Below are 26448 nucleotides of genomic sequence, written 5' to 3' on the forward strand. Positions count from 1 at the left end.
CCATGCCCTTCCGCCGTGCCGCTCGCATCGCGGCCCCGTCGCCGCGCCCCGCCGCAAGGACCCTAGCGCGTCCGTGGCCGGGACCCGCGTCCCGGCCACGGCACCGTGCCGCCGCTACGCGCCGCCCTCCCGCGCCTCGGCGCTCCGCTCCGCGCGGCGCGCGGCGATCAGGCTGGTCACCGTGGTGACGATCAGGATGCCGCAGATCACGCCGAGCGAGACGAAGGTGCTGATCTCGGGGACGTGCACCCCGGACTCGTGCAGCGCGTGCAGGATCAGCTTGACGCCGATGAAGCCGAGGATGGCCGACAGCCCGTAGGAGAGGTGGACCAGCTTCTTGAGCAGGCCGCCCAGCAGGAAGTACAGCTGGCGCAGCCCCATCAGCGCGAACGCGTTGGCCGTGAAGACGATGTAGGGGTCCTCGGTCAGGCCGTAGATGGCCGGGATGGAGTCGAGCGCGAACAGGATGTCCGTGCTGCCGATGGCGAGCATCACGATCAGCATGGGCGTGATCAGGCGCCGGCCGTTCTCATGGATCCACAGCTTCGTGCCGTGGTATTGGTCGGTGGAGGGAACGCGCCGCTCGACCATCTTGAGGAAGCGGTTCTCCTTGTACTCCTCCTCCTCGTCGTCGCCGAGCGCGTCCTTGATCCACTTCCAGGCGGTCCAGATGAGGAAGGCGCCGAAGATGTAGAAGATCCAGGAGAAGCCGGCGATCAGGGCCGCGCCGGCCGCGATGAACGCCGCACGCAGCACCAGCGCGATGAGCACGCCGATGAGCAGCACGCGGGCCTGGTACTCCGCGGGAACCGCGAACTTCGCCATGATCACCACGAAGACGAAGAGGTTGTCCACGCTGAGGGACTTCTCCGTCACGTACCCGGCGAAGAACTCGCCGGCCGGGGTGCCGCCCTCCATGAGCCACAGCCCGAGACCGAAGAGCACGGCGAGCGCGATCCAGATGACCGTCCAGGTTCCCGCCTCCCGGAGCGTCACTTCGTGGGGTCTGCGCCCGAAGAAGAAGTCGACGGCGATGAGCGCGCACAGCACCAGCACCGAGACCACCCACATGGTCAACGAGACGTCCACGGTCTTCCCGGCCCTCCGCTCTCGAACGTGTGAACCCTTGTGGAAAGAGACAGTAAAGAAGTGCGCGTGTGCGGCGGATAAGCAACCGCGCCCCCGCCGGGGAGGGCGGGGGCGCGGCGGGCGGGACCTGCGGGTCCCGGTGCGCTCAGGCGGTGCGGCAGACGGTGCCGTTGAGGGCGAACGCGGTCGGCAGGGGATTGGCTCCCCCGTTGGCGCCGGTGAAGCCGAAGGTGGCGGTGGAACCGCCGTTCGGGGCGAGGAAGGCGTTGTGCTCGCTGTTGGTGACGTGGACCCGCCTCCCCTCACCGGTGACCCGCGCGTTCCACGCGCCTTGGACGGACTGGCCGGCCTCGGGCCAGGTGAAGTCGAGGGTCCACCCGTCGACCGGGGTGTCGCCGAGGTTGGTGACGGTGACGGTGGCGACGAAGCCGCTGCCCCAGCCGTTGTCCACGCGGTACGCCACCAGGCAGCTGCTCTCGCGCGGGGACGTGGTGGTGAAGGTCACCGGCTCCGAGGGCCGGGAGAGCCGGCCGTCGGCGTCCCTGGCCAGGACGTTGACGGTGTGCTCCGAGCCAGGGGGCAGGTTGCGCAGGGTGGCGGAGGTGGTGGTCGAGGTGCCGAGGAGCTGGGCGTTGGCGCCGAGCCGCTCGTACACCTCGTAGCGCACCGGCGCGCCGCCGGTGCTCTCGGGCCAGCTCACGGTGGCCGTCGTGCTGTCCACGGCGGTGACCCGGGGCGCTCCGGGCGCGGGGGCCGTGCCGCCGCCGCGCGGGGAGACCGTGACGGTGGTGATCGAGTAAGGCGGCAGCACCTGCGGGCCGTTCTCCGGGGCGGGCACCCGGGTGACATCGGTGTCGCCGCGCGCGTACCGGTGCACGACGGGCGCCTGCGCGCCCGGGGTGTACCCGGAGTAGTCGATGGCCACCGGGTAGGAGCGGTCGGGGTCCTTGTTGATGAGCATGACGCTCAGGTCGCCGTCGGCCTGGTGCACGGCGTGCACGGAGACGTCCTCGCTGCCGGACGCCGAGGCGATCATGGTGTCCCCGGGACCGCCGAGCGTGGTCAGGGACTTGATGCCGTAGTAGGGGTGGAACGGCGTGTGCAGGGGCGGTTGGCAGACGTCCCCCATGCACGCGCCGCTGGAGAGCAGCCCGGCGTCGTTGAAGTCGATCTCGCCGTCGACCCAGTTGACCTCGGTGGGCCCGTTGTGGGTGTTCCACCAGTCGACGTTGAAGACGCCGTTCTCCAGCGCCGTCATGTAGACGTCCGCGGCGAACAGGCCGTTGGGCCGGCTGTTCTGCTGCACGTTGGAGTTGACCTCGGTCAGGGCGATGCCGATCTCGGCGGAACGCTCCCCGGCGTACCGGTCGAGCAGGCGGCGGACCTCGCGCATCTGACCCGGCAGCCGGGAGACGCGGTCCAGGGCCTCGTCCGCGCTCGCGCCGCCCGGGTAGGAGTGCACGATGGCGAAGTCGATGGTGTCGGCGACCGCGGAGAGCACGCTGTTGTTCCAGTCGGCCGAGTCGCCGGGCCCGACGATGCCGTCCGGCCAGTCGCCCGGGGTCGTCAGGACGGCGCCGATCTCGATGGTCGGGTCGACCGCCTTCATCGCCTCGGCGTACGCGAGGAGGTTGCGCGCGTACTCGTTGGGGCTCTTGTCCGGGTGGTCGTCCTCCTCCCAGCCGCCGCCGTAGTGGCCGTTGCCGTAGACCTCGTTGCCGATCTCCCAGTACTTCACGCCGTAGTCGTTGGTGACGTTGGCGTACCTGACCCACTCGGCGGCCTTCTCCGGGGTGCCGGTGCCGTAGTTCGCGATGATCATCGGCTGGGCGCCCGTGGCGCGGACCGTGCGCATGAACGTGTCGAACTCGGTGTTGGGCGCCACGTAGCCGCCGCGCGCGGTGTGGGTCTCCCAGTCGTAGATGTCCCCGTAGGACCCGCCCGGGTAGCGCATCACCCCGATCCCGGCCGCGCTCATGGTCGTGACGACCTCGGGGTCGTTCATGGCGGCGTCCCAGATCGCGGTGTTGACCCCGAACGCCTCCTCGGGGATCGTCCCGAGCCCCAGGTTCGCGTTGACCGACACCTCGACGGGCGCGTCCTGGGCCGGCTCGGCCGGCTCGGCCGCGGCCGGGTGCTGGGCGGCGACCAGGCCGGCCGCGGCCAGCGCGGTCGCCACCCCGAGGGCGAGTCCCCGGGCGGTTCTTGGCCGCCTGGGCGGACGGTGCGGGAGCGGCATGGCCTGTTCCCCTCTCCGGTGAGGTTGCGTCTGGTCGCGGGTGTGTTCCCGGCGGGTGCGGGACGTGCCGCGGACGGGCTTGGGAAGTGGGAGCGCTCCCACGATGATGAGGGCGCCGCGGGGGCGCGTCAACGCTCGTGCGGGCAACTTTCTGACGGGAGGCGAGGGAACTTTCGCGCCTCCCCGATGCCGCGCACGTCTGCCGACGGGCCTGCGGGGCACGGGCATTGACCCGGCCGGGAGGGCTCGTTAGCCTCGCCGGGAAAATGTCGGGGCGGCGGTCGTGAAACTTTCGGCCGCCCGCCCGCTGACCGTTGCCGTTCGCTCTTCCGGTGGGCTGCCCGCGCGGCCGGGCGGGGCGACCCGCGCGCGAGAGGGTGGATGAGCTTGTCGAGCACGCCGAGGACGGGTGGCACCGTCGCGAACCCGGTCATTCCCGGCTTCCACCCCGATCCGAGCGTCTGCCGGGTCGGCGACGACTACTACCTGGTGTGCTCCAGCTTCGAGTACTTCCCCGGCGTGCCGGTCTTCCACAGCCGGGACCTCGTGCACTGGACCCAGATCGGCAACGCCCTCGACCGGCCGGAGCAGTTGCGCCTGCCGCCCGGGACCCGCCCGTCGGGCGGCGTGTACGCCCCCACCCTCCGCCACCACGACGGCCGGTTCTGGATGATCACCACGAACGTGAGCGGCGACGGCAACCTGCTGGTCACCGCGACCGACCCGGCCGGCCCCTGGTCCGACCCGGTCCTGCTGCCGGGGGTCAAGGGCATCGACCCCGATCTCGCCTGGGACGAGGACGGCACCTGCTGGTGCACCTACGCCGGGGTCGGGCAGGTCCGCATCGACCCGTACACCGGGCGGACGCTGGGCGATGCGCGCGGGATCTGGTCCGGCACTCCGGGTGCCAAGGCCCCCGAGGCGCCGCACCTCTACCGCATCGACGGCACCTGGTATCTGATGATCGCCGAGGGCGGCACGGAACGCGGCCACGGCGTGTCCATCGCCCGCGGCCCCGCGCCCGACGGGCCGTTCGAGCCGTGCCCGGCCAACCCGATCCTCACCCATCGCGGCACCGACCACCCCATCCAGAACACCGGGCACGCGGACCTGGTCCAGGGGCCGGACGGCTCCTGGTGGATGGTGCTCCTCGGGGTGCGCCCGCAGGGCGGCACGCCCGGGTGGCACGTGCTGGGGCGCGAGACGTTCCTGGTGCCGGTGACCTGGCAGGACGGCTGGCCGGTCGTCGGCGCGCTGTCGCCCGAACTGCCCGCGCCCCCGTGGCCGTTGCGGCCGGGCCCCGGCGTCCCGGTCCGGGACGACTTCGCGGCGCCCGACCTGGCCCCGCACTGGATCTCCCCCCGGCACCGCCCCGAGGAGAGCCGCACCACCGGCGAGCGCCCCGGCTGGCTGACGCTGCGGGCCGACGCCGGGCCCGTCCCACCGGCCCAGCCGGCCGGGCCCGTCCCACCGGCCGGAAGCGCCGAGCCGGAACCGGCGTTCCTCGGCCGCCGTCAGCAGCACGTGTCCTGCCGGGCGCGCGCGCTGACCGACCCGGCCGGCGGGCGGGGCGGGCTGATGGTGCGGCTCGACGAACGGCACCACTACGCCGTCGAGGCCGTGCCGGGCGAGGTCAGGGTGCTGGCCCGCATCGGAACGCTGCGCACCGCCGTGGCCGCGCACCCGGTGCCCGAGGGGCCGGTCGTGCTGCGCGTCGAGACGGCGGCCCCCCGGGACCGGGACGACCCGCGCACCGGCCCCGACGTCCTGCTGCTCGGCGTCGAGGAACGGGACGGCTCGTTCACCGAACTCGCCGCGCTGGACGGCCGGTACCTGTCGACGGAGGTGGCCGGCGGCTTCACCGGCCGGGTCATCGGCATGTACGCCTCGGCCGGCACCGTGCACTTCGACTGGTTCGACTACGAGCCGCTCCACGACTGAGGCGCGCCCGGCGCCCGGGGACGCCGACCGGGCTCGGCGGCGGGGCGCCGCGTGGCTCAGGAGCAGCCGGCGCAGGCGGGACCGCAGCCGCATCCGGGCGGCACGGGCGCCGCGCCCCGGGCGCCGGTGCCGGGGAACGTGCCGGTGCCGGTGCCGGGGGCGCAGCAGCCCTCGCCCCGCCAGGCGTCGCGGCCCTCCTTGACGGCGAGCGCCGCGATCACGAGCGCGGCGACCGGGTCGGCCCACGCCCAGCCGAGGAGGCTGTTGGCGAGGAGCCCGGCGAGCAGGACGGCGGAGAGGTAGGTGCACAGCAGCGTCTGCTTGGAGTCCGCGACCGCGGAGGCGGAGCCGAGTTCGCGCCCGGCCCGGCGCTGGGCCGCCGACAGGAACGGCATGATCACCAGGGACAGCGACGCGATGACGATGCCCGCGGTGGAGTGGTCGGCCTCGGCGGCTCCGGTCAGGGCGCGCACGGATTCGGTCGTGACATAGGCGGCGAGCGCGAAGAACGAGATGGCGATGATCCGCAGCGTGACCCGCTCGCGGGCTTCGCGCTCGGCGTGCTCGCGGGCGGAGAACTGCCAGGCGACCGCGGTCGCCGAGGCCACCTCGACGGTCGAGTCGAGACCGAACCCGATCAGCGCGGTGGAGGAGGCGAGGGTGCCCGCGGTGAGGGCGACCGCCGCCTCGACGACGTTGTAGGCGATGGTCGCGGCGACCAGCAGCCGTATCCGGCGGGTGAGCGCGTCGCGCCGGACCGGGGGCGGGCCGGAGGACAGCGCGGTCATGGGCAGCAGTCCTTCGTCTCCGCGTCGGCGCAGGTCCGGTCCGACGCGACGGCGACGACCGAGGCGAGCAGGTGGTCGAGCGCGTGGCCGAGGCGTTCGTCGGCGAGTTCGTAACGGGTGCGCCGCCCGTCGGGAACGGCGACGACCAGGCCGCAGTCGCGGAGGCAGGACAGGTGGTTGGACAGCCGGGTCCTGGAGACGCCGAGGGCGTCGGCCAGGTCGGCCGGGTAGGCCGGCGCCCGCCGCAGGGCGAGCAGGACCCGGCAGCGGATCGGGTCGTTGAGCGCGCGGCCGAAGCGGGCCAGCACGTCGATGTCGGAGGCGACGGTCAGCACACGCCGACAGTACATGCTTTCGTGAATTCACGAAAGCATGTACTGAAGTGGGCCGGCCGCGCCCCCGGCCCGCGGGCCACGGGCCCGCCGAGCCGGGGGCGTTCAGGCGGTGGCGCCGCTCCCGGCGGTCAGCAGGGGCAGGAGCACGAGGTGACCAGCACGTCGTCGACCACAGGCCCGTAGGCGCCGCCCACGGTGCTGGCGAACGTGAGCGTCGTGGTCGGCGCGGTGGCGACGAAGGTCACCTGCCGCTTGATGTAGCCCATGGCGGTGGGCGTCCTGCCGGTGGTGTCGAAGGAGAAGTCCTGCACGTTCTGCCCGTCGACGCGGACCTGGCCGGTCTTGAGGGCGGGCCCGCCCGCGGTGTTCCCCGCCAGCGCGTAGGTGACGGTGTACGTCTCCCCCGGGGTGGTGGTGAAGGTCTGCGACACCGCCCCGGCGTCCGAGGCGTTGAGGTCGAGCGACTGGTCGCCCTCGGCCGGCTGCCAGAGCCCGTCGTCGACGAGGTCCACGGCCCCGGCGGTCACCTCCCAGGGTCCGATGAACTGCCCCGCCTGGTACGTGGTGAACGAGTTCGCCCGGGCGACCGGGTACTCGAAGCTGCCGTTGTCGAACCGGCTGACGAGCGTGCCGGGGCCGCTCGGCCCCGGCTCCTGGGCCGGGGCGGCCAGGGCCGCGCCGGCGCCGGAGGTGAAGAGTCCGACGAGAGCCACCGTGGTGAGCAGGGGGCGCGTGACTGCCAACATTCCTCCTCGGAGAACGGTCCCGGGCGTCCCACCGACGCCTGGGCTCGTCAACTCTCGCTACTGCCAAGGAAGTTGGCCATAGAAAGGGAGTGAGCCGCGGGTGCGTGCGACGGTGGTGCGGGGCCGAGGACAGGCGCGTTTCCTCACCGCGCGCTGCACGCAGGGCCACGCACGCCGGAGCGAATCGCTGACGAAACATGGCACCGGCGCGTGCGCGCGCGAATCCGCCCCGGGGCGGCTCCCGGCGCCGGGCCTCTGTCGCCCGTGGCCCGGCGCCGGGACAACGCCGGGAGACGTTCGGCCGCCCGGGGGCCGCCGGACGGGCACCAGGACCGCGCCAGGTGCCGGGCGGGCCGACCACGACGACGGGGTACCGACGCCGCGCGCCGCGACCGCCCGGCCCGTCCCAGTCCCTGTTCAGCAGTGCGGGAGCGATGGTCTCGACGCTTGGGGACCTGACGGCGTTCTACCGCGCGCTGACGGCCGGCGAGATCCTCACGCCCGCGAGCCCGGCCGAGATGCGCGCGGCGCATCCGGTGGGCGAGGCGGGCTACGGGCTCGGCCTCACCAGGTACCGCGAACTGTCCTGCGGCGGCACGGCCTGGGGCCACGACGGCCTGCTGCCGGGGTACATGACCTACACCCTCGTCACCGACGACGGCCGCCACGCGTCCGTCGTGACCAACGCGTACTTCCAGGTCAACACGCCGAGGGCCCAGCTGCACGCCCTGCTGGACGCGGCCCTGTGCGAGTCGGGGGCGGCTCGGTGGGAGGCGGCGGGGGCGCCCGCCGTGGCCGCCGCCGCGCGGGAACGCGTTCCCCGCATATGAGAAGACGGTTCACCCGCCGGGGCGGCGGACGCGTGTTCTCGTGGCGGCGGGCCCGCGGGGACGCCGATACTCCTGATGCCGTGATCGCGGTCGCCACCAGGGGCGCCGCCGGGCGCGGAAGGACGGGCACAGTGGCGCACGCCGACCACGGGTTCTCTGACAGCATCGACGGGCTCATCGAGAAGATCACGCGCTGGTACGCCTCCGACGAGAGGGGTTTCAGGACCTTGTACGACGCGGCGGTCGGGCACGTCGTCCCGTATCCGGAGGACACGCCGGAGCACGTGCGGTGCGACTGGCGGGGCCGGGACCTCGCGTTCCTCTGCGCGTTCCTGCGGGAGTGGTACGCGTGGGGGCGGACGGCGAAGCCGACGGAAGGGCTCGACTACATCAGGAAGTTCAACTGGCTCACGCACAAGAACGACTACGGCATGGTCTTCGTGACCTGCGGCGCCGGCCGGGACATGACGGCCGAGTTCACGCATCTCCAGGGCCGGCAGATGGACGAGCCGGAGTCGAAGCGGCTCGTCGACATCTGGAAACGGGAACTCGGCTCGCGCATGGACGACTTCGAGAAGGGGCCCTGGCCGGACTTCAACGCGTTCTTCACCCGGGAGCTGCGGCCCGGCAGGCGGCCCGTCGACAAGCCCGACGACAACAGCGTGGTGGTCGCGCCGACCGACTGCGTCATCAGCATGGTCGTCGACGAGCTGACCGAGGACACGCCGATCCCCGTCAAGACGGTCACCATGAACGTCAGGCAGCTGCTCGACGGCTCGGAGCACTACAGGAAGTTCGTGCCGGGGCGGGACGAGCGGGGCCGGGCGGTCCCCGGGGGCACGGCGGTCTCGTGCGTTCTCATGCCCGACACCTACCACTGGTACCACGCCCCGGTGGCGGGTGAGGTGGTGGAGGCGACGGACGGGATCGGCGGCGTCCACTACGGAATGCGGGATTTCCCCGGACTGCTCAACAGGGGGAACGTCGGCCACGGATTCGGCTACGCGACGTTCGAAGACTTCCGGCGCGGATACGTCGTCATCAGAACGAGGTTCAGGGACCCGCGGGGGAGGGAGCACGAGACGTACGTGGGGATGGTGACCGTCGGCCTGAACTCGATCGCCTCCGTGAACTACCTGCCGCGGTTCCAAAAGCCGGCGAAGCCGGTGCGGGTCAGGAAGGGCGAGAAGATCGGCAATTTTCGATACGGCGGGTCGCTCGTCATTCTGCTGTTCCAGCACGGCCGGTTCCCGGCCCTGCAACTGCACATGGGCCAGCGCATCGGGAACCTGGAGTGCCGGGAACGGTCGGCCGCCCTGTTCACCGGCTCCCACCGCCACCAGGCCCTGCGGCGCCTCCTGCTGAGCCTCTGAGCCCGCGTCCCCCGCGCGGCGGCGGAACGGCGGGCGGGCCGGCGTGCGGCACGGGCGCGCATGCGCTTGGCATGCTCACCGAACTGGCGTCGGGCGTCACTTACTGTCATTATGACACTTGGTGTGTCGGCGCGAGCGGGGGTCGGAGGTGGGCGGCATGGCGGCGTCCGGGCGCGGCGGCGGGATGAGTGAGCAGCGGCGCCACCGCCTGCGGTTGGAGATCTCGCGGGAGGCGTCCCGCCTGTTCTGGGAGCAGGGCGTCGACGCGACCAGCGGCGACCAGATCGCCGAGGCGGTCGGCCTGTCGACGCGCACGATCTGGCGGCATTTCCGCAGCAAGGAGAGCTGCGCGGAACCGATCGTGGCGCAGGGCGTGGAATGGGAGATGGCGGTGCTGCGCAGCTGGCCGCGGCACCTGTCCCTTGAGGAGCACTTCACGGCCGAGCACGCCAGGCTGGGGCGCGAGGCCGCCGACGGCGAGGCGGCGGACACCAGGCTCGCGATGCAGATGATCTACCTGGCCGACAGGGAGCCGGCGCTGCGCACGGCCTGGCTGATGGCCTGCGACCAGGTGGAACGGGAACTGGCCGGCATCATCGCGGACCGGCTCGGGCTTCCGGCCGACGACATCGATGTGCGGCTGCACGCCGCGGCGGCCTCGGCCGCTCTGCGGATCATCAACGAGCGCGCGGGTGCCGCCCGGTTGGAGGGCCCGGGCCCTTGGCGGTCCGCCGACGCGGCGGAACGGATCGCGCACGCCGTCCGCCGGGCCACCGGGGGCGCCGTGGGTGATCCGGTCGCCTCCTGACCGCTCGGCCCCGCCGGTGCGCGCGCTCGCGCGGGCGGGAGGCATCCGGCCCGCACGGGGCGGAAGAGGGTGCCGTGGCCGTTCCGCACGATCTCCCGGCGGCCTCCCGGGCGGTCTCGCGCACGGCCTCGCGCGTGAACGGGGCCGGTCCCGCCGGCCCTGTGGCGAGAAACATGCGGTGCGGATGCGCGCCCGAGCAACTGCACGTGGTCCGTGAAGCGTCCTACAGGGTGGTCCGGCGGCGCCCGGGTGGTGTTCGCCGCGACCGGTGGCCCAGGGGCGCGCTCCGGCGTGCGCCGGGCCTACGGCGGCGCGCGGGTGCCGGGTTCCGCCACTTGCCACCATTGTCACTTAGTGACATTGTCTGGAGTGACACCGCTACGGCCACAGAGGGGTTGACCTACCGCGATGAGCCACATGGACATGCACAGTCCCGACCGGGCCGCCCGGCCCGAGGAGCCCGGCGTCGCGGCCGTGTCGCCCGCCGTCGCCGCGCCCGTGGCGGCCGGCCCGGGCGGGGCCGGGACGCCGGTGGCCGACGCGAAGCCGTTCGGCTCCCGCGCGCCGAGGTTCGTGAAGAGCTCGCGCCCTCTCCACCTGGGGTGGCAGGCCGGGGTGTTCCTGGTCGGCCTCGTGGTGATCGTGGCCGGCGTGATCATGCTGCCGCTGCCGGGGCCCGGCTGGCTCGTGATATTCGCGGGCATGGCGATCTGGGGCACCGAGTTCGTGTGGGCCCAACTGGTGCTCAGGTGGACCAAGCGCAAGGTCACGGAGGCCGCGCAGCGCGCCCTCGACCCCAAGGTGCGCCGCCGCAACCTCGCCCTGACCGCGGTGGCCTGCGTGATCTGCGCCGTGCTGCTGGCGATCTACCTCTGGGAGTTCGGCCTGGTCATGCCCTGGACCGTCCTCGACTGAGGCGGGCCGCCCGGCCGCCCGGCGCGGCGGGGCGGGAAGCGGTGAGTGGTGAGCGGGGCGCGCGGACCGGCCGGAGCCGGATGGCGGGCGACTGACCCGCCCGGCCCGACCGCGTTCCCGCGGGCGGCACCGAATCCACACGATTTCTCGACGCGTACACCAACTCGTAAGATGATCAGTCGAGTTGGGTGAAGGGGGTACGCGTGGGAACGCGTTGGTGGCATGTGATGATCGGCGGCGCGGTGCTGGTGGCGCTCGCCGGGTGCGGCGGCGAGGGGGCGGAGCCGTCCGAGGAGGGGCAGGAGAGGACCGCGACGTCCCGGGCGACCGCCGAGGACGAGGCGGCGGACGAGGCGGCGGACGCGGACGAGGCGGTCGGCGCCCCGGAGGCGTCCGACGAGGAGGCCGTCGAGTGGCTCGACCGCGCACGGCAGGCCGCCGGCGACGTCACGGAGGTCCGTATGCATGCGGACATGACGTCCGAGGACGTGCAGATGATCACGGAGCTGGTCGTCTCGGGTGACCGCTGCACCACCAGCCTGGAGTACCCAGGCCTGGGGGTCACGGATGCCGTGCACGTCGGTGAGGAGATCTGGGTCAGGCCCGCCGAACTGTACTGGTGGGGCGCCGAGGGCGGCGAGGACTCGTTCGACACGTACGCGGGCGCGTACGTGCGCGGCCCGCAGCAGCATCCGCATCTGCGCACCCTCGGGTGCCGGTCCGCTTTCGAGATGCTCGACGAGGACGAGCCGGGGGCCGAGTACACCCACCGGATGGGGCCCGAGACCGTGGTCGACGGGCAGCGTGCCGTGACCGTCCTGGTGCGGCAGACCCAGCCGGAGGGCACGTCCGAGCAGACGATCCTGATCGCGGCCGAGGGCGACCCGCACGTGTTGCGGATGAGGGTGTCGATGGAGTTCGACATGCTCGGTGGCCGGTCCATGTACACGGCCTACGAGTGGACCGACTACGGCCGGCCGGCCGCCATCGAGCCGCCGGCCGACGACGTGACCGTCCACATCGACGACCTCGCGGAGCGGGACAACCCCTTCCCCCTCCAATGAGCGTTCGCACCGCCCCGCCGACCGCCGGCGGGGCGGCCCCCCGGGCTCACAGCGGTGCGAGGACCATGAGGACCTCGTCGCGGTCGTCGCCCGGTGCCAGGCGCAGGGCGCCGGGCCAGCGGCCGATCTCCCGCCAGCCGAGCCGCCCGTAGAACGCTTCGAGTCCGACACCGCCGCGCGCGGCCAGGCGCAACTGCTCCAGGCCCATCTCGTCGCGGGCGACCCGCCGCGCCTCGCGCACGAGGGCGGCACCCACTCCGCGCCCGCGCACGGCGGTCCTGGTCTGGACGTGGTGCAGGGAGCCCCAGTGCGCGATCAGCGCGAACGGGTCACGCCGGATGTGGAGCCAGCCGGCGAGTTCCCCGTCCAGCGCCGCCGTCAGGACGCGGCTGGTGCGGGGCGCGAGGGAGGCGACGATGGCGTCGAGCGCCGGCGCCACGTGGGCCCTGTCGACGGGCGGGAAGGGAAACCCGGCCGCTCCGCCCGCGTTGGTGACCTCGACCCAGCAGTCGGCGAGGGCCTGCCGCAGCCCGTCCGTGACGTCGCCCGGGCCGGTGAGCTGCCGGAAGGAAAGGTCGCCGCTGGTCATGGCCCGATCATCGCACCGGGGGCGCGACCGGGTGCCCGCCGGGCCGACCCCGCGCCGGGGCCGGCCCGGCCGGCGGAGCGAGGGCGCGTTCAGGCCGCGCACGCCGTCGGCGCGGCGGCCTCGCGAGGCGCCGGTGCGGGCCGCGCGCGCAGGCGCACGACGAGAAGCGCGAGCAGAACGGCGACCGCGCCCCCCGCCGCGCTCCACGCGGGCAGGTCCCCGGCGTCGGTGCCGCCGTCGAGCAGGGCGCTGCCGGCGGCGGAACCGGCGGCGGCGCCCAGGTACATGGCGGCCATCTGGAAGGCGACGACGGAAGCCGTCCGTTCGGGGCGCGACCGGGTCAGCGCGTCCTGGAGGGTGGAGACGCCGGCCCAGCCGGCCGCACCCCACACGGCGATGGCGGCCAACCACGCGGCCGGTCCGCCGACGAGGGCGAGGGCGGCGAACGAGGCGAGCGTCGCGGCGGCGATCAGCGGCAGCAGCCGGTGGGAGCCGAACGCGTCGATGGGCTTGCCGATCAGCGCGGAACCGGCCACTCCGCCGACGCCCCAGGCCCACACGAAGGCGAAGCCCCAGGACTCCATCCCCCTGGCCTCGGCCATCGGCAGCAGATAGGTGTACAGGCCGAGGCTGGTCAGCCCGAGGACGAACGCCAGGACGGTGCCGACGGCGACCTGCGGGACGGCGATCGAGGACAGGTGCGCCGCCGGTGAGCCACCGGGCCAGGGGATCGGGAGCGGCCCGAGGGCGAGGGCGAGCATGCTGAGCGCGCCGACGGCGACCACGAGTCCCATGGTCCAGCGCCAGCCGAGGTGTTCGCCGATGAGCATGCCGAGCGGCACGCCCGCCACGGTCCCGGTGGAGAGGCCGAAGGTCACCAGGGCGATGGCCCGGCCGCGCTGCTCGGGGGCGACCATGCCGGCCGCCGCAGCGGTCGCCACGGCGGTGAGCACGCCGGCCCCGACCCCGGCGACGACGCGTGAGCCGAGGAAGACGCCGAGGTTGGGGGCCAGGGCCGTGGCGAGGTTCCCGGCGTTGAAGACGCCCAGGGCGATCAGCAGACCGCGCCTGGCCGACCCCGCGGCCAACGGCCCGGTGAGGAGCGGACCGGCGAGGGCGTAGGCGCCGGTGAACGCGGTCACTCCCAGCCCGATCGCCGCGACGGTCGTGGCCAGGGAGTCGGCGATGCGCGGCAGGACGCCGGCCAGGACGTAGGCGTCGATGCCCAGCGATACGGCGGCGACGACGAGGGGCCAGACCTTGCGGATCACGCCTCGGTCTCCTCGTCCCGGGCCAGGGAATGGTCCGGCTCGTAGCCGGCCAGCACGGCTTCGATCAGACCGGGGAACCGTTCGGACAGATCGCCCGCACGCAGCTTGATCATGCACTTGCGGCCCTCCGCGCGGACGAGGACGAGGCCCGACTCGCGCAGCAGGCTCGTGTGGTGGGTCAGCGTCGAGCGGGGCAGGTCGGGGCCCAGCTCGATGCTGTCCACCTCGCCCTCGTCCGCGAGCTTGCGCACCATCGAGAGCCGCAACGGCTCGCTGAGTGCGAACAGCACGCGGGGGAGCGCGATGTCCGGTGTCTCGGGGTGCTCGTACGAGCGGGCAGGCGCCATCCCGGCTCTCCCATCGTTCGAAGATTTCCGCACGATCATAGTTCGGGAAAAGTCGAACGATCAAGACGCGGTTCCGCGCCGGTCGTGACCGGGTGGGGCCCCGGACGGACCGGCACGCGCGCCGTCCCCGGGCTCCCCGACGACTCCGAGTGGCCCGTCGCGCGGACGTCAGTACCATCGGAAAGGGAAAGGGAATCAGCCGCACAGGACGGGCGGAGAAGCCATGCGCGACGGCATCAGCTCCCTCAGTCGAATTCCTCTGGACCCTGATGTTCCGGCCGAGGCGCGCGCCATGGCCGAGGAGGTCGGGCGAGCCCACGCGGAACGGGAATCGGCGGAATTCGGCGCGCGACAGGTCAAGGCTCGCGACCTCGTCAGCGGGATTCAGGAACGCGTGCGCGGCCTGTTCGGTGCGGAAGAATACGTCCGATTCCGCCATTTCCTGTGGCGGGAAGGGCTCAGGGTTCGCGACCTGATGCTGCCGCCGCGCGGACTGACGTCGGACTACGGCGAGCTGCACCGCGAACGACGCGAACGGGCGGATGTCTTCCTCCGCGGACAGGGCGTCGCCCCGGAAGAGCTGGCGCGTATTCTGCGTGAGCAGCACGAGGGGCTGGCCGACATTTTCCGGTCGCCGCCCATCGGGAGCGCCGACGCCGCGTACCCGGCCGACGGCGGCGAGCCCGGCGGCGACGCCGCCGAGCCGCGCGCCTTCGCGACCGGCCCGCCCTTCAGCGGATTCCAGCGCGGCTTCCACTTCGCCAACCTCTCCGGCAGCGGATTCCGCGGCGACCAATTCGTGACCCTCGTGCCGTCGAGCGGCATCGTCGGCCATCAGGTGCGGCTCACCAACGACGACGCCAGCGATTTCGACTTCGCCGAGGCGGTGGCCGACGCACAGATCGCCTTCTGGTTCCAGCCCGGAATGACCGGCAGGGTGAGCCTGACGGTCGAGGCCCAGTGCCAACTGGCCACGCACTCCCTGCGCACCGAGGACGAGTGGGGCTGGTCCGACTCCAGCACCAACCAGGACAACTTCCTGATGACGCACGTCCTCCACCCGAACGTGCCGGGTCCCTCCTTCGCCGGGACTTCGCACTTCCACTGGCGGACCGACGCCACCGAGGAGGTGTTCCGCCGCTTCGTCCCGGTCGGCACGACGGTCGTCCGCAGGATGGTCGGCGACGGCGTCATTCCCGCCGGGCAATTCGTGGTCGTGCGGGTCGGCACCAGGACGACAGCGACCTCCTGGACCAATGACGTCGTCATCCACAGCACGCCCGACTTCAGATGGCTGATCAGGAGCATCGCCATTCACATGGTGCCCTGAGGGGCGTTACGGACCAGGAGACGCGAGGAGGCAGTGTGTCAGTGTCCGATACGGGGCCTGAGCCCACGCCATTGCATGGCGTGCCGGAAGAGCGTTTCGCCGCGCTGTGGGCCGATCGCGCGCACGTTCCGAGGAAACGTCCGTTCCTGCCGTGTATCCCGCTTCTCCTCGACGGCACCCTCGTCGAGAACCTGGACCGCATGAACGAGGAAATCGACGGCCCGCTCTACATGACGCCGACGGCCTACGAGTCCGACCCTGCCATCGCGGCCTTCACCGATCGCACGCACATGGTGAGGGAGGCGGCGAGAATGCGGGTCGGCGGGCAGTTGCGCGCGGCGTACGGATACTGCTACGAGCCGCACCAGGTCCCCAGTCATCTGGATCTGTGGGTGCACATGGACTGGCAGGGCAACGGATTTCGCGTTCCCTCCGATGAGAAGGTGGCCGATCTGCGCTATTACGGCGCCAACGACGTGTTCTCCTCGATCTCGGCGTGCCGGTTCGCCTACTCGATCTTCGAGCACATCGATTTCCGGGGGAACGAGTACATGCTCAACGCCCCCTGCTCCCTGTCCTACCTGGCGGCCAGCGGCTGGAACGACAAGATCTCGTCGGTGATCAACTGGGGGCCCAAGGGCCCGCCGTGGTGAGGAGGCGGCGCCTCGGGGCAGGGACCGCGCCACCTCACATGTCGGTCGGGCCGCGCCGCCCCTCGTGCCGTGTCCTCCCGCCGGTCGGCTCCTGCCGACCCTCCCGCGCGTCCCGCCGTTCCCGCGCGTCCCGCCGTTCCTTGGCGGCCCGCATCGACGCCAGCAGCTGGAGGCGTTCCGCGTCCGGACTGTCGGGCTCGGCGGTGTAGACGAGCAGCACGGGCCCGGGATTGCCGGGCAGCGGGTAGGTGTCCCACTCGACCGCGATGTCCCCGACCTGCGGGTGCCGGACCAGCTTCGTCCCGTGCACGGTCTCCCGCACGTCGTGCCGCGCCCAGAACCGCCGGAAGTCGGCGCTGCGGATGCTCAGTTCACCGATGATCTGCGTGGCGCGCGGGTGGGACGGGTCGGTGGCGACGGCCGTCCGCAGCATGCCGATGTACTGGAGGGCCGTGGCCTCCCAATCGGGGCAGCGCATGCGGGTCTCGGGGTCCTGGAACAGCGCGACGAGGGTGTTGTGCCGGTGCGGCGGGAAGTCGGCCGGGGCGCCGAACAACTCCTCGGCGAGTCCGTTCCACGCGAGCAGGTCGAGGTGGAGACCGAGCACCACCGCGGGCGTTCCCATCGTGCGCAGCAGCCGGCGGGTGCCGTCCGGCACGTGCTCGGGCGCGCGGCGCGCCTGGGCGGGCTTCGGGCGGCGTGCCGCCCTGGCGAGGGTGAACAGGTGCCGGCGTTCCCCCTCGTCCAGGGACAGCGCGGTGGCGAGGGCGTCGAGGACGTCGTCGGAGGGCCGCACGTCGCGGCCCTGTTCCATGCGCTGGTAGTAGTCGGTGCTCAGCCCGGCGAGCAGCGCGATCTCCTCGCGCCTGAGCCCGGCGACCTTGCGGCGCGGACCCGGTTCGAGGCCGACGTCCTGCGGGCGCAGCCGGCTTCGCCGGGCGCGCAGGAAGTCACCGAGTTCACGGGCGAACGGGCGGTCGGCAGCCATGCCGACAGTCTGCCGGTCGGACCCGGGCGGAAGGTAGGTCTGTGATTCCCAGGAAAACGGGTGCGAGGGGGCCGCGCGGTTCCGGACCTAACGTCGTCCGCGTCGCCCAGCCGTGGACACCACTTCCCAGGAGCATCGGCCATGCCCGAATGGACCGCAAGCCAGATGCCCGACCAGCGAGGTCGGGTCGCCGTCGTCACGGGCGCGAACTCCGGCCTCGGCCTGATCACCGCCACCGAACTCGCCCGGCACGGGGCTCGTGTCGTCATGGCCGTGCGCAACCCCGCCGCCGGCGAGCGGGCCGCGGCCGGGATCAGGGAGGACGTCCCCGGCGCGGAGGTCGAGGTGCGTGACCTGGACCTGGCCTCGCTCGCGTCGGTGCGCGCGTTCGCGAAGGGCGTGACCACCGACTTCCCCGCGCTCGACCTGCTGGTCAACAACGCCGGCGTGCTCCACCTCGGCCCGCGCCGCACGACGGACGACGGCTTCGAGGCCCACATCGGCGTCAGCGTGCTGGGCCACTTCGCCCTCACCGGCCTGCTGCTCGGCAGCCTCGGCCGCGCGGACGCGTCCCGGGTGGTCAGCATCAGCTCGATCTACCACCGCACCGCACGCCTCGATTTCGACGACCTCATGATGCGGCGCGACTTCAAACCCCGGCAGGCGTACGCCCGTTCGAAGCTCGCGAGCACGGTGTTCGGCTTCGAGCTCGACCGCAGGCTGCGGGCGGCCGGCTCGTCCGCCATCAGTGTCGTCGCGCACCCGGGGATCTGCCGCAGCAACCTCAGCACCCGGGCGTACGAGGAGCACGGCCCGGTCGCGCGGTTCATCGACCGGGCCACGCAGCTCGCGTTCCAGTCGGTGGAACGGGGCGCCCGGCCGCAGCTGTACGCCGCGACGGCCCCCGGCGTGCGGGGCGGCCAGTTCTTCGGTCCCGCGGGCAAGCGGCAGATCCGCGGACCGGTCACCGAGGTCGAGCGCGAGGGCGCGGCGGCCGATCCGGCCGTCGGCGGGCAGCTGTGGCGCGCGGCCGAGGACCTGACGGACGTCACCTATCTCTGAATCCCTCTGACTGTCTCCGAACGCGCGCGGGCGTGTTGGGCGGCGCGCGGGCGTGTTGCGCGGGCGCGTTAGGGTGGCGGCCCGTGACCGGACTTCCTTCCCACCTGCGCGAGACGGTGGACGCCTACGACGCCATCGCCGTGCGCTACGCCGAACTCACCCGCGACGCGCTCGGCCCCTTCCCGCTGGACCGCGCGGTGCTCGCCGCGTTCGCCGAGCTCGCGGGCGGGGCCGGTGCCGGGCCCGTGGCCGAACTCGGCTGCGGACCTGGGCACATGACGGCGCACCTGCGCGATCTTGGGCTCGACGCGTTCGGCGTCGACCTGTCGCCGGTCATGATCTCCCTCGCCCGCCGGGCCCACCCCCGGCTGCGGTTCGAGGTCGGTGCGATCGACGCCCTCGACCTGGCCGACGGCGTGCTCGGCGGCGTTCTGTCCTGGTACTCGCTCATCCACGCCCTGCCGAGCGAAGTCCCCGCCTACCTGGCCGAGTTCCGCCGGGTTCTGGTCCCGGGGTGCCCGCTTCTGCTCGGCTTCTTCGAGGCCGAGGGCGGGCCGGTGACCGCGTTCGACCACAAGGTGACGACGGCCTACCGCTGGCCGGTCGACGACCTCGCCGCGCTGGCCGGCGCGGCCGGGTTCGACGAGGTCGGCCGGATGCTGCGCGAGCCGGGCGAGAACGAACGCTTCCGCCGCGGCCACCTCCTCATGCTCGCGCGGTAGCGCCGCTCCCGTGCGGGCGCGCGCCGCCTCCGGACGGCGCACGCCCGCGCGTTCAGGCCGCGCGGGGACACCCTGTCCCGCCCGGCCGCCGGCGGCCGGGCGGGACAGGGGCCCGGGTCAGCCGGCCAGGTCGCCCTCCGCCGCCGCCAGCAGGCGGGCCAGCTCGGCGCGCGCCCGGGAGACGCGGGACCTGACGGTGCCCACGGGGCACCGGCACAGCGCCGCGGCGCGTTCGTAGGACAGGCCGAGGAGCTGGGTCAGGACGAACGCCTCGCGCCGTTCCGCCGGCAGCAGGCCGAGGAGTTCGCGCAGGGCGATCCCCTCGTCGAAGCCGGGCAGGTCGCGCGGCTGGCACCGTTCGGCCACCAGCTGCCAGTCGTCGGCGTGGCTGATCCGCGGCCGGGCCGAGGCGCGGCGCACGCTGTCGACGACGGTGCGCCTGGCGATGGAGAGCAGCCAGGTGCGGGCGGACGAACGGCCCTCGAACCGGCGCAGCGACACGATCGCCCGCAGCAGCGTCTCCTGCGTCAGGTCGTCGACGCCGTCGGTGTCGGGGGGCGAGAAGCCCGATGTAGGAGCGCACGTCGCGCTGGAACACGGCGATGAAACGGGCCACGTCCTCGGGTGCGTTGGAGCGGGCGGCCCGCAGGGCGATGCGGGTGCCCTCGTCGGCCGGCTCGTGGGGCCGTTCGCCGGCAGGTCGTTCGCCGGCCGGGCGGCCCGCGCGCCGCGCGGCGGGCGTGGGCAGGACGGAGATGGTCACGTCGATGTCCTCGGATGAGAGGGAGCGGCCCGTGCGAACGGGCCGCGCGGTCACCGCCGGGCCGTCGCGCGGCCCGGCCCGCCGCCCGCCGGGCACGGAACGGCCCGGGGGCGGGTGGCGCCTGCTGTCAGCGGACAGCGGGCGCGGCGGGCGGACCCCGTGAGATCACCGTGTGCAGGAGCAGCCGCAGGCGCGGCGCGCCCGGCCGGTCCGCCGGGCGGGGCGGGCGCGCGGGTGGCGGCACCGCGAGCGCGCGGGTCGTGCGCGGGCGCAGCGGCGCGGCGAGCCGCGCGCCGAGCAGGCGCAGCAGGGAGAACGCGACGCGCTCGCCCCTGGCCAGCCACAGGCCGGACAGGACGGCCGCCGCCAGGTGGGCGGCCAGCATGCCGCCCGAGGCCGCGCCGTCGTGGCCGGCGTGCAGCGCGGCGGCCACGCCGGCGCCCGCGCCCGGGTGCGAGTGGTGGTGCTCGGGGGCGGCGAGTCCGGACATCGCCACGATGTGCGCGGCTTCCTCGGGGCCCGGATGGTGGCCCGCGGGGTGCCCGCACAGCAGCCTGGCGGCGAGTGCCTGCACGGGGCTGGGCCCCGGGGGCGGGGAAGCGGCCGGCTGCGCGGCCGAGAACAGCGCGTGCAGCCCGGCCTGCGCCGCCACCGTCGCCGACGTGATCGCCACAGGACCGCGCTGCCGGGCGCCCAGCACCCAGGCCGCGCCCGCCACCGCGCCGAACGCGGCGAGCGCCACCGGCGCCGGCACCGCCATCCCGGACATGTGGACGTGCCCGGTCAGCGCGAGCACGACGCACACCCCGGCGAACGAGGCCGCCCTGATGCCGCGTAACGCCCAGCCCGGCTGCATGACGCCCTTATCGTCTCACCGCGCGCGGGCGCGGGAGCGGCCGGGGAACGGGCGTTCCCGCGCGGGAGCCGCGGGCGGGACCCCCGTGCGCGGACGGCCCGCCCGCCCAGGTGCCCGCCGACACGCGGCTGTGCGCCGGGGCATCCGCGCGCGAACCCGCCGGCTCCCGCGGCGGGGAACCGGCCGGGATGTCGGCCCCGCACCCGGCCGGGCGCCCGCACCCGGCCGGGCGGAACGGACCCGTCCCGAACACGCCTCCGCCGCCCGCCGCGGGCCCCGCCGCGTCAGGTGCCCGGCCTGACGACCGTGGCCGTGACGCGCACCGGCGCGGCGTGCGCGAAGCGCAGGACGAACGGCACGGTGTCGCCCTCGGCCAGGCGGCGTTCCGGGGTCAGCATCACGCTGACGGTGAACGGGCTCATCCGGACGGTCGCGCCGGCGGGCACCGCGAGCGCGTCCGTCATCCGCATGCCGCCGCTGCCCGACGCCGCGTGGTGGTGGGCGCTCAGCATCACGTCCTCGGCCTCGTCCGAGGTCACGGCGATCAGCCGGTCGTCGCTGCCGCCGGTGTTGCGCAGGGTGAAGTAGGCCGAGGTGACCGGGCGTTCCGCGTAGGTGAGGAACACCTCGGGCGCGGTGACGGCCATGGTGGCCGGCCGGCCCGCCGCCCCCGACAGCGTCCAGGCCGTCAGGCCGAGCAGGGCCGCGGCCCCGGCGGCGAGCGGGACCAGCGCGGCGAGCAGCGCCTCGCGCCGCGGGCGCGCGCTCACCGGCGCGCCCCCGCCCGGCGCCCGCCCCGCGCCGGGGCGGGTCGGCCGCGGCCGGGCTCCCAGGAGCTCAGCCGGAGGCTGTTCGCGACGACGAGCAGCGAACTCGCGGACATGGCAGCCGCGGCGACCATCGGGTTCAGCCAGCCGATCGCGGCGAGCGGCACGGTGACCGCGTTGTAGGCGAACGCCCACCCGAGATTCGCCCTGATGGTGGCCAGCGTGCGGCGGGAGAGCGCCACCGCGTCGGCCACGGCCTCGATGTCGGCCCGCACGAGCGTCACGTCGGCCGCGCCGATGGCGACGTCGGTCCCGCCGCCCATGGCGATGCCGAGGTCGGCGCGGGCCAGGGCCGCCGCGTCGTTGACCCCGTCGCCGATCATCGCGACCCGGCGCCCGGCGGCCCTGAGCCGGCCGACGAGCGCGGCCTTGTCCTCGGGGGTGAGCCCGGCGTGCGTCTCGGTGATGCGCAGGGCCGCCGCGGCGGCCCGCGCGGCGGCCTCCCGGTCGCCGGTGGCAAGCACGGGTTCGACGCCGAGCCGCCGCAGCCGGTCCACGGCCCGGTAGCTGCCGGGGCGCAGCACGTCGCCCACCGCGAACAGGGCCTGCGCCCGGCCGTCGACGCGCAGCAGCACGGCGGTGTGCGCGGCGGCCTCGGCCGCGGCCAGGGCGGCGGCCAGCGGCGCGGGCAGCGGCCCGTCGGGGCGTTCCACCTCGACCCGGCGCCCCTCGACGGCGCCGCGGACGCCGCTGCCCGGGGTGGCGTGGAACCCGGTCACCGCGGGCAGCGGGCCGCCGTCGCGCCCGCGCCGCGCGTGGGCGGTCAGCGCGCGGCCGATCGGGTGCTCCGAGTCCCGCTCGACGGCCGCGGCCAGCCGGATCGCCGCCTCGGCGCCGATGCCACCCGGCACTGCCGTGACGCCGGTGACGGTCATCGCGCCCGTGGTGAGCGTGCCGGTCTTGTCCAGCACGACCGTGTCGACGCGGCGCAGCGCCTCAAGGGCGCGGGCCCCCGAGACCAGCACGCCGAGCCGGGCGCCGCGCCCGGTCGCGGCCAGGAGCGCGGTGGGCGTGGCGAGGCCGAGGGCGCAGGGGCACGCGACGACGAGCACCGCGACCGCCGCGGTGGCGGCGGCCCCCGGGCCGGCCCCGGCGCCGAGCCAGAAGCCCAGAACGGTGACCGCGACGGCAAGGACGGCCGGCACGAAGTGCCCGGCCACGACGTCCGCGACGCGCTGGGCGCGCGCCTTGTCGGCCTGCGCGCGGGCGACCAGGCGGCCGATCCCGGCCAGCCTGGTGTCCGCGCCGACCGCCGTGGCGCGCACGGTCAGCCGGCCGCCGCCGTTGACCGCGCCGCCCACGACGGCCTGTCCCGGGCCCACGTCGACCGGCGCGCTCTCGCCGGTGACCAGGGACAGGTCGAGCGCGGAGCCGCCGGAGACGACGACGCCGTCGGTGGCGACCCGTTCGCCCGGCCGCACCGCGAACTCGTCGCCGGGGCGCAGCAGTTCGAGGGGAACGCGCCGCTCGTGGCCGTTCTCGCGCAGCGTCACCTCCTTGACGGTCCTGGCGGCGAGCGCCCGCAGGTCCGCGCCGGTGCGTCGCCTGGCCCGGCCCTCCAGGTGGCGGCCGGTGAGCACGAACAGCGGGACGGCGACGGCCGCTTCCAGGTAGAGGTGGGCGTCCTCGTGGCCGCCGGCGGGCCACAGGGTCATCGGCATGACCATGCCGGGCTCGCCCGCCCCGCCGAGGAACAGCGCGTACGCCGACCAGGAGAACGCCGCGGCCACGCCGATCGACACGAGCGTGTCCATGGTGGCGGTCCCGTGCCGCAGGCCGCGCAGCGCGCGCCGGTGCAGCGGCCAGGCGCCCCAGGTGACGACGGGGGCCGTGAGCACGAAGCACAGCCACTGCCAGTTGCGGAACTGCCAGGCCGGAACCATCGAGAGCACCACGACGGGGACGGCGAGCGCGGCGGTGGCGAGCAGCCGGTGCCGTTCCGCCGCGCGCTCGCCGTCCGGGGCGGGGTCCGGGGCGGGGTCCCGGGGCGCGGCGGGCTCCGGGTCCCTCGGCCGCGCGGTGTACCCCGCGCGTTCGATCGTCTCGACGAGGGTGCCGGGTGCCACGGTCGCGGGGTGGTCGACCGTGGCCAGGCCGGTGGCGAGGTTGACCACGGCGCTGACGTCGCCGAGCCGCGCCAGCTTCCGCTCCACACGGTTGACGCACGCGGCGCAGGTCATCCCGCCCACGGCGAGTTCCGTGGTGACCCGGTGCGCGGCGGCCTCGGCCATCAGTGGCCACATCCGCCGTGTCCCGGTCCGTCGAGCGGCTGCTCCTCGCCCGCGGGACGCGGTCCCGGCGCCACCGGGCCCACCGCGGAACCGGCGGCGTAGGCGGCGGCGAACAGGACGGCGAGGAGGACGAGGAAGCCGGCCGGGGCGGCGAGCCCGCTCCGCGGCGCGGCGGAACGTTCGGCTCTGCTGTCGTGCACGGTGACTCCCGGGTGGCTCCGAGGTGGTGGACGCGTCCGGGGCCGGCCCCGCTGCCGGGATGCCCCGGCCTACCGGTCGGATGGGAGGGCGGTCCGGTTCCCGGCCCCGCCGGGGCCGCGCCGGACAGGAGCCGCGGCGCCGGGGAACGGCCGTCGCGGGCGGCACGGAATTGCCGCGGGCGCGCCGGGAACCCGACGGCCTTTCCCACCGACGGCGAAAAAGGAGTTGTCCTCCCCGGTCGCCGCGTTCCCGCGCAATTCCCCATCGACCCGAAGCCTGCGAAGCCGGGGAACTCGAAGAACCCGGAAACCGGGAAAGCGGAATTCGCCGGGAACCGGAAGCGCTCCGCAGCCGACCCCTCAAGACGGTAAATGCCGTTCTCGCCCGCCGGAACCCCGCCGGAACCCCGCCGGAACCCCGCCGGAACCCCGCCGGAACCCCGCCGGAACCCCGCCGGAACCCCGCCGGAACCCCCGGAACGCGGCCCCCGCGGCCGGCCGGCCCGGCATGGCACGGGAGGTGCCCTCATGCGCACGACATCGAGCCCGGCCGCTCCACCGGACGGCCCGCCGCGCGGCGGCCGGGGGCGGAACGCGCCCCGCCGGGTGCTCCTCGTGGCCTACGAGGGGGCGCAGATCCTCGACATCGCGTGCCCGGCCGGCGCGTTCGACGTCGCCAACGGCGAGGGCGCCGACCCGCCCTACCGGGTCGAGGTCGCCACCCTCGGCGGGCGTGCCGCGCCGACCTCGTCCGGCCTGCGGATCGGCGCCCGGCGGCGCCTGGCCGACGTGACCTGGCCGCTCGACACGCTGATCGTCACCGGCGGGGTGGGCGCCGAGGCCGCCGCGCGGGACGAGGCGCTGGTCGCGCAGGTCGAACGCCTCGCGCGCCGGTCGGCGCGCGTCGCCTCGGTGTGCACGGGGGCGCAGGTGCTCGCGGCGGCCGGGCTGCTCGACCACCGGCGCGTGACCACGCACTGGCGCTACGGCGCGCGGCTCGCGCGGCGCTACCCGGCCGTGGCCGTGGACCTGAGCCCGCTGCACGTCCGCGACGGGAACGTCTTCACGTCGGCGGGCGTCGTCAGCGCCCTCGACCTGTCGCTCGCGCTGATCGAGGACGACCACGGGCCCACGCTCGCCCGCGCGGTCGCCCGCGAGCTGGTGACGTGGGTGCACAGGCCCGCCGACCAGGCGCAGATCAGCGCCTACCTCGCGACACCGCCGCCGAGGGACCGGGCCGTCGCCGACCTCTTTCGGCACATCGCGGGCCACCTCACCGACGACCTCAGCCCGGGGGCGCTCGCCGCGCGGGCCGGGGTCAGCAGGCGCCACCTGGCGCGGCTGTTCACCGCGCACCTGGGCACGACCCCGGCCAGGGCGGTGCGCGCGGTGCGCGCGGAGGCCGCCGTTCACCTGCTGCGCACCAGCGCCCTGCCGCTGGCCGCGATCGCCAGGCGCTGCGGGTTCGGGTCCGCCGAGACGCTCAGGCAGGCGCTGCTCGACCACTATGGGGCCACGGGCGACACGATTCGCAGGATGCGGGACAGCCCGGCCCCGCGTCCGCGGGCCGGCGGCCAGACTCCCGTGCCATGACAGACCACAGGCACACGACGAACGACGGGAATGCGACCAGGGGCGCGAACACGACGAACCGCAGAACGCTGCTCGGGGGCGCGGTGGCCGCCTCCGTGCTGGCGGGCTCCGGGCTCGCCGCGGCGGGACCGGCCGCCGCGGCGGGTCCGGCTCGGCCCGCGGGCGCCGGGGGCGGGCCGGTGATCGGCATCCTGCTGTACGACGGCTACAGCCTGCTCGACCCGACCGGGCCCGCCGAGGTGCTGTCCCGCCTGCCCGGCGCGAGCGTGGTGATGATCGGCAAGCGGCGCGGCCAGGTCCGCACGGACACCGGCGACGTGGCCGTCGTCGCCGACCGGGCCACGCACGAGGTCGACCGCCTCGACGTGCTGCTCGTGCCGGGCGCGGGCGAGCGCGGAACGAGGGGAGCGATGGAGGACCCGGCGCTGCTGTCCTGGATCCGCCGCGTTCACGGGGGGACGCGGTGGACGACGTCCGTCTGCACCGGGTCGCTGATCCTGGCGGCGGCGGGGCTGCTGCGCGGCCGGGCCGCGACGACCCACTGGGCCTCTGCGGAGTACCTGGAAACGGCGCTCGGCGTCGACTACCGGGCGGAACGCTGGGTCCGCGACGGCCGGATCATCACGGCCGCCGGGGTATCGGCCGGTATCGACATGTCGCTGTATCTCGCCGCCCTCCTCGCGGGCGAGGAGGTGGGCAAGGGCATCCAACTCGCCGTCGAGTACGACCCGGCGCCTCCGTTCGACGCGGGCAACGCGGCGCGGGCGACTCCCGAGCAGAAGGAACTGGCCCTCGACCTGCTGGCCCGCTCCCAGGTCTAGGGGCGCAGGGCCCGCCCCCGGGGCGGCGGCGCGCCGCCGCCCCGGGGAACGCCGTACCGCCCTGCCG

General features: G+C 74.3%; 26 protein-coding genes. 12 read left to right on the forward strand and 14 right to left on the reverse strand.

Annotated elements, in window-relative coordinates; translation table 11 throughout:
• Positions 1-114: 114 nt before the first annotated feature.
• Together LC193_RS18650 and LC193_RS18655 are read right to left on the reverse strand one after the other, a co-directional pair.
• Complete coding sequence (locus tag LC193_RS18650) at positions 115-1089, reverse strand: TerC family protein (protein WP_226075696.1); 975 nt, start codon at positions 1087-1089, stop codon at positions 115-117.
• A 145-nt stretch (positions 1090-1234) separates the two neighbouring features.
• Positions 1235-3268 carry a cellulose binding domain-containing protein gene (locus LC193_RS18655; RefSeq protein ID WP_226075699.1) on the reverse strand — a complete coding sequence of 678 codons (2034 nt, stop codon included), beginning with the start codon at positions 3266-3268 and terminating at the stop codon, positions 1235-1237.
• 447 nt (positions 3269-3715) lie between these two features.
• Between LC193_RS18655 and LC193_RS18660 the strand changes: the two genes are divergently transcribed.
• The gene (locus LC193_RS18660) at positions 3716-5269 is read left to right on the forward strand and encodes a glycoside hydrolase family 43 protein (protein WP_404819436.1); all 1554 of its coding nucleotides are present in this window, start codon (positions 3716-3718) and stop codon (positions 5267-5269) included.
• Positions 5270-5325: 56 nt separating this feature from the next.
• Here the strand turns inward: LC193_RS18660 and LC193_RS18665 are convergent, their stop codons facing one another.
• The 3 genes from LC193_RS18665 to LC193_RS18675 all read right to left on the reverse strand — a co-directional run bounded on the left by LC193_RS18665 (position 5326) and on the right by LC193_RS18675 (position 7138).
• Positions 5326-6057, reverse strand: a complete 732-nt coding sequence (locus LC193_RS18665) for a cation transporter (RefSeq protein WP_226075706.1) — start codon at positions 6055-6057, stop codon at positions 5326-5328.
• Positions 6054-6392, reverse strand: coding sequence for an ArsR/SmtB family transcription factor (locus LC193_RS18670; RefSeq protein ID WP_226075708.1), 339 nt, complete (start codon positions 6390-6392; stop codon positions 6054-6056). Before LC193_RS18670 ends, LC193_RS18665 begins: the two co-directional genes overlap by 4 nt.
• 128 nt (positions 6393-6520) lie before the next feature.
• On the reverse strand, positions 6521-7138 hold the full coding sequence (locus LC193_RS18675; protein WP_226075711.1) for a choice-of-anchor C family protein: 618 nt from the start codon (positions 7136-7138) through the stop codon (positions 6521-6523).
• A 197-nt stretch (positions 7139-7335) separates the two neighbouring features.
• Here LC193_RS18675 and LC193_RS18680 point away from each other — a divergent pair, with 197 nt between their 5' ends.
• From LC193_RS18680 to LC193_RS18700, 5 genes are all read left to right on the forward strand, one after another.
• A complete protein-coding gene (locus tag LC193_RS18680) occupies positions 7336-7968 on the forward strand; it encodes a beta-lactamase family protein (RefSeq protein WP_226075713.1) in 633 nt (210 codons plus the stop codon).
• Positions 7969-8099: 131 nt separating this feature from the next.
• Entirely contained in the window at positions 8100-9341 is a 1242-nt protein-coding gene (locus LC193_RS18685) for a phosphatidylserine decarboxylase (RefSeq protein ID WP_226075715.1), read from the forward strand.
• Between the two features lie 157 nt (positions 9342-9498).
• Complete coding sequence (locus LC193_RS18690; protein ID WP_226075716.1) at positions 9499-10149, forward strand: TetR/AcrR family transcriptional regulator; 651 nt, start codon at positions 9499-9501, stop codon at positions 10147-10149.
• 408 nt (positions 10150-10557) lie between these two features.
• Positions 10558-11064 carry a TIGR02611 family protein gene (locus LC193_RS18695; RefSeq protein ID WP_404819437.1) on the forward strand — a complete coding sequence of 169 codons (507 nt, stop codon included), beginning with the start codon at positions 10558-10560 and terminating at the stop codon, positions 11062-11064.
• A gap of 203 nt (positions 11065-11267) precedes the next feature.
• Positions 11268-12128, forward strand: coding sequence for a hypothetical protein (locus LC193_RS18700; protein ID WP_226075718.1), 861 nt, complete (start codon positions 11268-11270; stop codon positions 12126-12128).
• Between the two features lie 46 nt (positions 12129-12174).
• On the opposite strand, the gene LC193_RS18705 is transcribed toward LC193_RS18700, so the two are convergent.
• From LC193_RS18705 to LC193_RS18715, 3 genes are all read right to left on the reverse strand, one after another.
• Positions 12175-12717: a GNAT family N-acetyltransferase gene (locus LC193_RS18705; protein WP_226075721.1), complete on the reverse strand. Its 543-nt coding sequence runs from the start codon at positions 12715-12717 to the stop codon at positions 12175-12177.
• Positions 12718-12806: 89 nt separating this feature from the next.
• Entirely contained in the window at positions 12807-13988 is a 1182-nt protein-coding gene (locus LC193_RS18710; protein WP_226075724.1) for an MFS transporter, read from the reverse strand.
• On the reverse strand, positions 13985-14335 hold the full coding sequence (locus LC193_RS18715; protein ID WP_226075726.1) for an ArsR/SmtB family transcription factor: 351 nt from the start codon (positions 14333-14335) through the stop codon (positions 13985-13987). Before LC193_RS18715 ends, LC193_RS18710 begins: the two co-directional genes overlap by 4 nt.
• 223 nt (positions 14336-14558) lie before the next feature.
• On the opposite strand from LC193_RS18715, the gene LC193_RS18720 reads away from it, so the two are divergent.
• Together LC193_RS18720 and LC193_RS18725 are read left to right on the forward strand one after the other, a co-directional pair.
• Positions 14559-15665 (forward strand): hypothetical protein, encoded by a 1107-nt coding sequence (locus LC193_RS18720; protein WP_226075728.1) that lies wholly within the window; start codon positions 14559-14561, stop codon positions 15663-15665.
• A gap of 35 nt (positions 15666-15700) precedes the next feature.
• The gene (locus LC193_RS18725; RefSeq protein WP_226075730.1) at positions 15701-16318 is read left to right on the forward strand and encodes a hypothetical protein; all 618 of its coding nucleotides are present in this window, start codon (positions 15701-15703) and stop codon (positions 16316-16318) included.
• Positions 16319-16352: 34 nt separating this feature from the next.
• Here LC193_RS18725 and LC193_RS18730 read toward each other — a convergent pair whose 3' ends face one another.
• Positions 16353-17306, reverse strand: coding sequence for a helix-turn-helix transcriptional regulator (locus LC193_RS18730; protein ID WP_226075734.1), 954 nt, complete (start codon positions 17304-17306; stop codon positions 16353-16355).
• Positions 17307-17447: 141 nt separating this feature from the next.
• On the opposite strand from LC193_RS18730, the gene LC193_RS18735 reads away from it, so the two are divergent.
• Together LC193_RS18735 and LC193_RS18740 are read left to right on the forward strand one after the other, a co-directional pair.
• Entirely contained in the window at positions 17448-18368 is a 921-nt protein-coding gene (locus LC193_RS18735) for an oxidoreductase (protein ID WP_226075737.1), read from the forward strand.
• Between the two features lie 83 nt (positions 18369-18451).
• Complete coding sequence (locus tag LC193_RS18740; RefSeq protein ID WP_226075740.1) at positions 18452-19090, forward strand: class I SAM-dependent methyltransferase; 639 nt, start codon at positions 18452-18454, stop codon at positions 19088-19090.
• A gap of 117 nt (positions 19091-19207) precedes the next feature.
• Here the strand turns inward: LC193_RS18740 and LC193_RS18745 are convergent, their stop codons facing one another.
• The 5 genes from LC193_RS18745 to LC193_RS18765 all read right to left on the reverse strand — a co-directional run bounded on the left by LC193_RS18745 (position 19208) and on the right by LC193_RS18765 (position 23967).
• On the reverse strand, positions 19208-19591 hold the full coding sequence (locus LC193_RS18745) for a sigma-70 family RNA polymerase sigma factor (RefSeq protein ID WP_404819438.1): 384 nt from the start codon (positions 19589-19591) through the stop codon (positions 19208-19210).
• Between the two features lie 389 nt (positions 19592-19980).
• Entirely contained in the window at positions 19981-20709 is a 729-nt protein-coding gene (locus tag LC193_RS18750) for a hypothetical protein (RefSeq protein ID WP_226075742.1), read from the reverse strand.
• A gap of 284 nt (positions 20710-20993) precedes the next feature.
• Positions 20994-21479: a copper chaperone PCu(A)C gene (locus LC193_RS18755; protein WP_226075744.1), complete on the reverse strand. Its 486-nt coding sequence runs from the start codon at positions 21477-21479 to the stop codon at positions 20994-20996.
• Entirely contained in the window at positions 21476-23779 is a 2304-nt protein-coding gene (locus tag LC193_RS18760) for a heavy metal translocating P-type ATPase (protein WP_226075746.1), read from the reverse strand. Before LC193_RS18760 ends, LC193_RS18755 begins: the two co-directional genes overlap by 4 nt.
• The gene (locus tag LC193_RS18765; protein ID WP_226075747.1) at positions 23767-23967 is read right to left on the reverse strand and encodes a hypothetical protein; all 201 of its coding nucleotides are present in this window, start codon (positions 23965-23967) and stop codon (positions 23767-23769) included. Before LC193_RS18765 ends, LC193_RS18760 begins: the two co-directional genes overlap by 13 nt.
• Before the next feature lie 606 nt (positions 23968-24573).
• On the opposite strand from LC193_RS18765, the gene LC193_RS18770 reads away from it, so the two are divergent.
• Positions 24574-25560, forward strand: coding sequence for a GlxA family transcriptional regulator (locus LC193_RS18770; protein ID WP_404819542.1), 987 nt, complete (start codon positions 24574-24576; stop codon positions 25558-25560).
• Entirely contained in the window at positions 25557-26381 is an 825-nt protein-coding gene (locus LC193_RS18775; RefSeq protein ID WP_226075752.1) for a DJ-1/PfpI family protein, read from the forward strand. Before LC193_RS18770 ends, LC193_RS18775 begins: the two co-directional genes overlap by 4 nt.
• Positions 26382-26448: the final 67 nt, after the last annotated feature.

The organism is Streptomyces marincola, from assembly GCF_020410765.1.
GTDB classification, from domain to species: Bacteria; Actinomycetota; Actinomycetes; order Streptomycetales; family Streptomycetaceae; genus Streptomyces; species Streptomyces marincola.

Coding starts and splice junctions, on each gene's coding strand:
- LC193_RS18665 (WP_226075706.1), bottom strand. CDS start 6,057: ATGACCGCGCTGTCCTCCGGCCCGCCCCCGGTCCGGCGCGACGCGCTC.
- LC193_RS18675 (WP_226075711.1), bottom strand. CDS start 7,138: ATGTTGGCAGTCACGCGCCCCCTGCTCACCACGGTGGCTCTCGTCGGA.
- LC193_RS18680 (WP_226075713.1), top strand. CDS start 7,336: ATGGCACCGGCGCGTGCGCGCGCGAATCCGCCCCGGGGCGGCTCCCGG.
- LC193_RS18690 (WP_226075716.1), top strand. CDS start 9,499: ATGGCGGCGTCCGGGCGCGGCGGCGGGATGAGTGAGCAGCGGCGCCAC.
- LC193_RS18695 (WP_404819437.1), top strand. CDS start 10,558: ATGAGCCACATGGACATGCACAGTCCCGACCGGGCCGCCCGGCCCGAG.
- LC193_RS18705 (WP_226075721.1), bottom strand. CDS start 12,717: ATGACCAGCGGCGACCTTTCCTTCCGGCAGCTCACCGGCCCGGGCGAC.
- LC193_RS18715 (WP_226075726.1), bottom strand. CDS start 14,335: ATGGCGCCTGCCCGCTCGTACGAGCACCCCGAGACACCGGACATCGCG.
- LC193_RS18720 (WP_226075728.1), top strand. CDS start 14,559: ATGCGCGACGGCATCAGCTCCCTCAGTCGAATTCCTCTGGACCCTGAT.
- LC193_RS18730 (WP_226075734.1), bottom strand. CDS start 17,306: ATGGCTGCCGACCGCCCGTTCGCCCGTGAACTCGGTGACTTCCTGCGC.
- LC193_RS18735 (WP_226075737.1), top strand. CDS start 17,448: ATGCCCGAATGGACCGCAAGCCAGATGCCCGACCAGCGAGGTCGGGTC.
- LC193_RS18750 (WP_226075742.1), bottom strand. CDS start 20,709: ATGCAGCCGGGCTGGGCGTTACGCGGCATCAGGGCGGCCTCGTTCGCC.
- LC193_RS18760 (WP_226075746.1), bottom strand. CDS start 23,779: ATGTGGCCACTGATGGCCGAGGCCGCCGCGCACCGGGTCACCACGGAA.
- LC193_RS18775 (WP_226075752.1), top strand. CDS start 25,557: ATGACAGACCACAGGCACACGACGAACGACGGGAATGCGACCAGGGGC.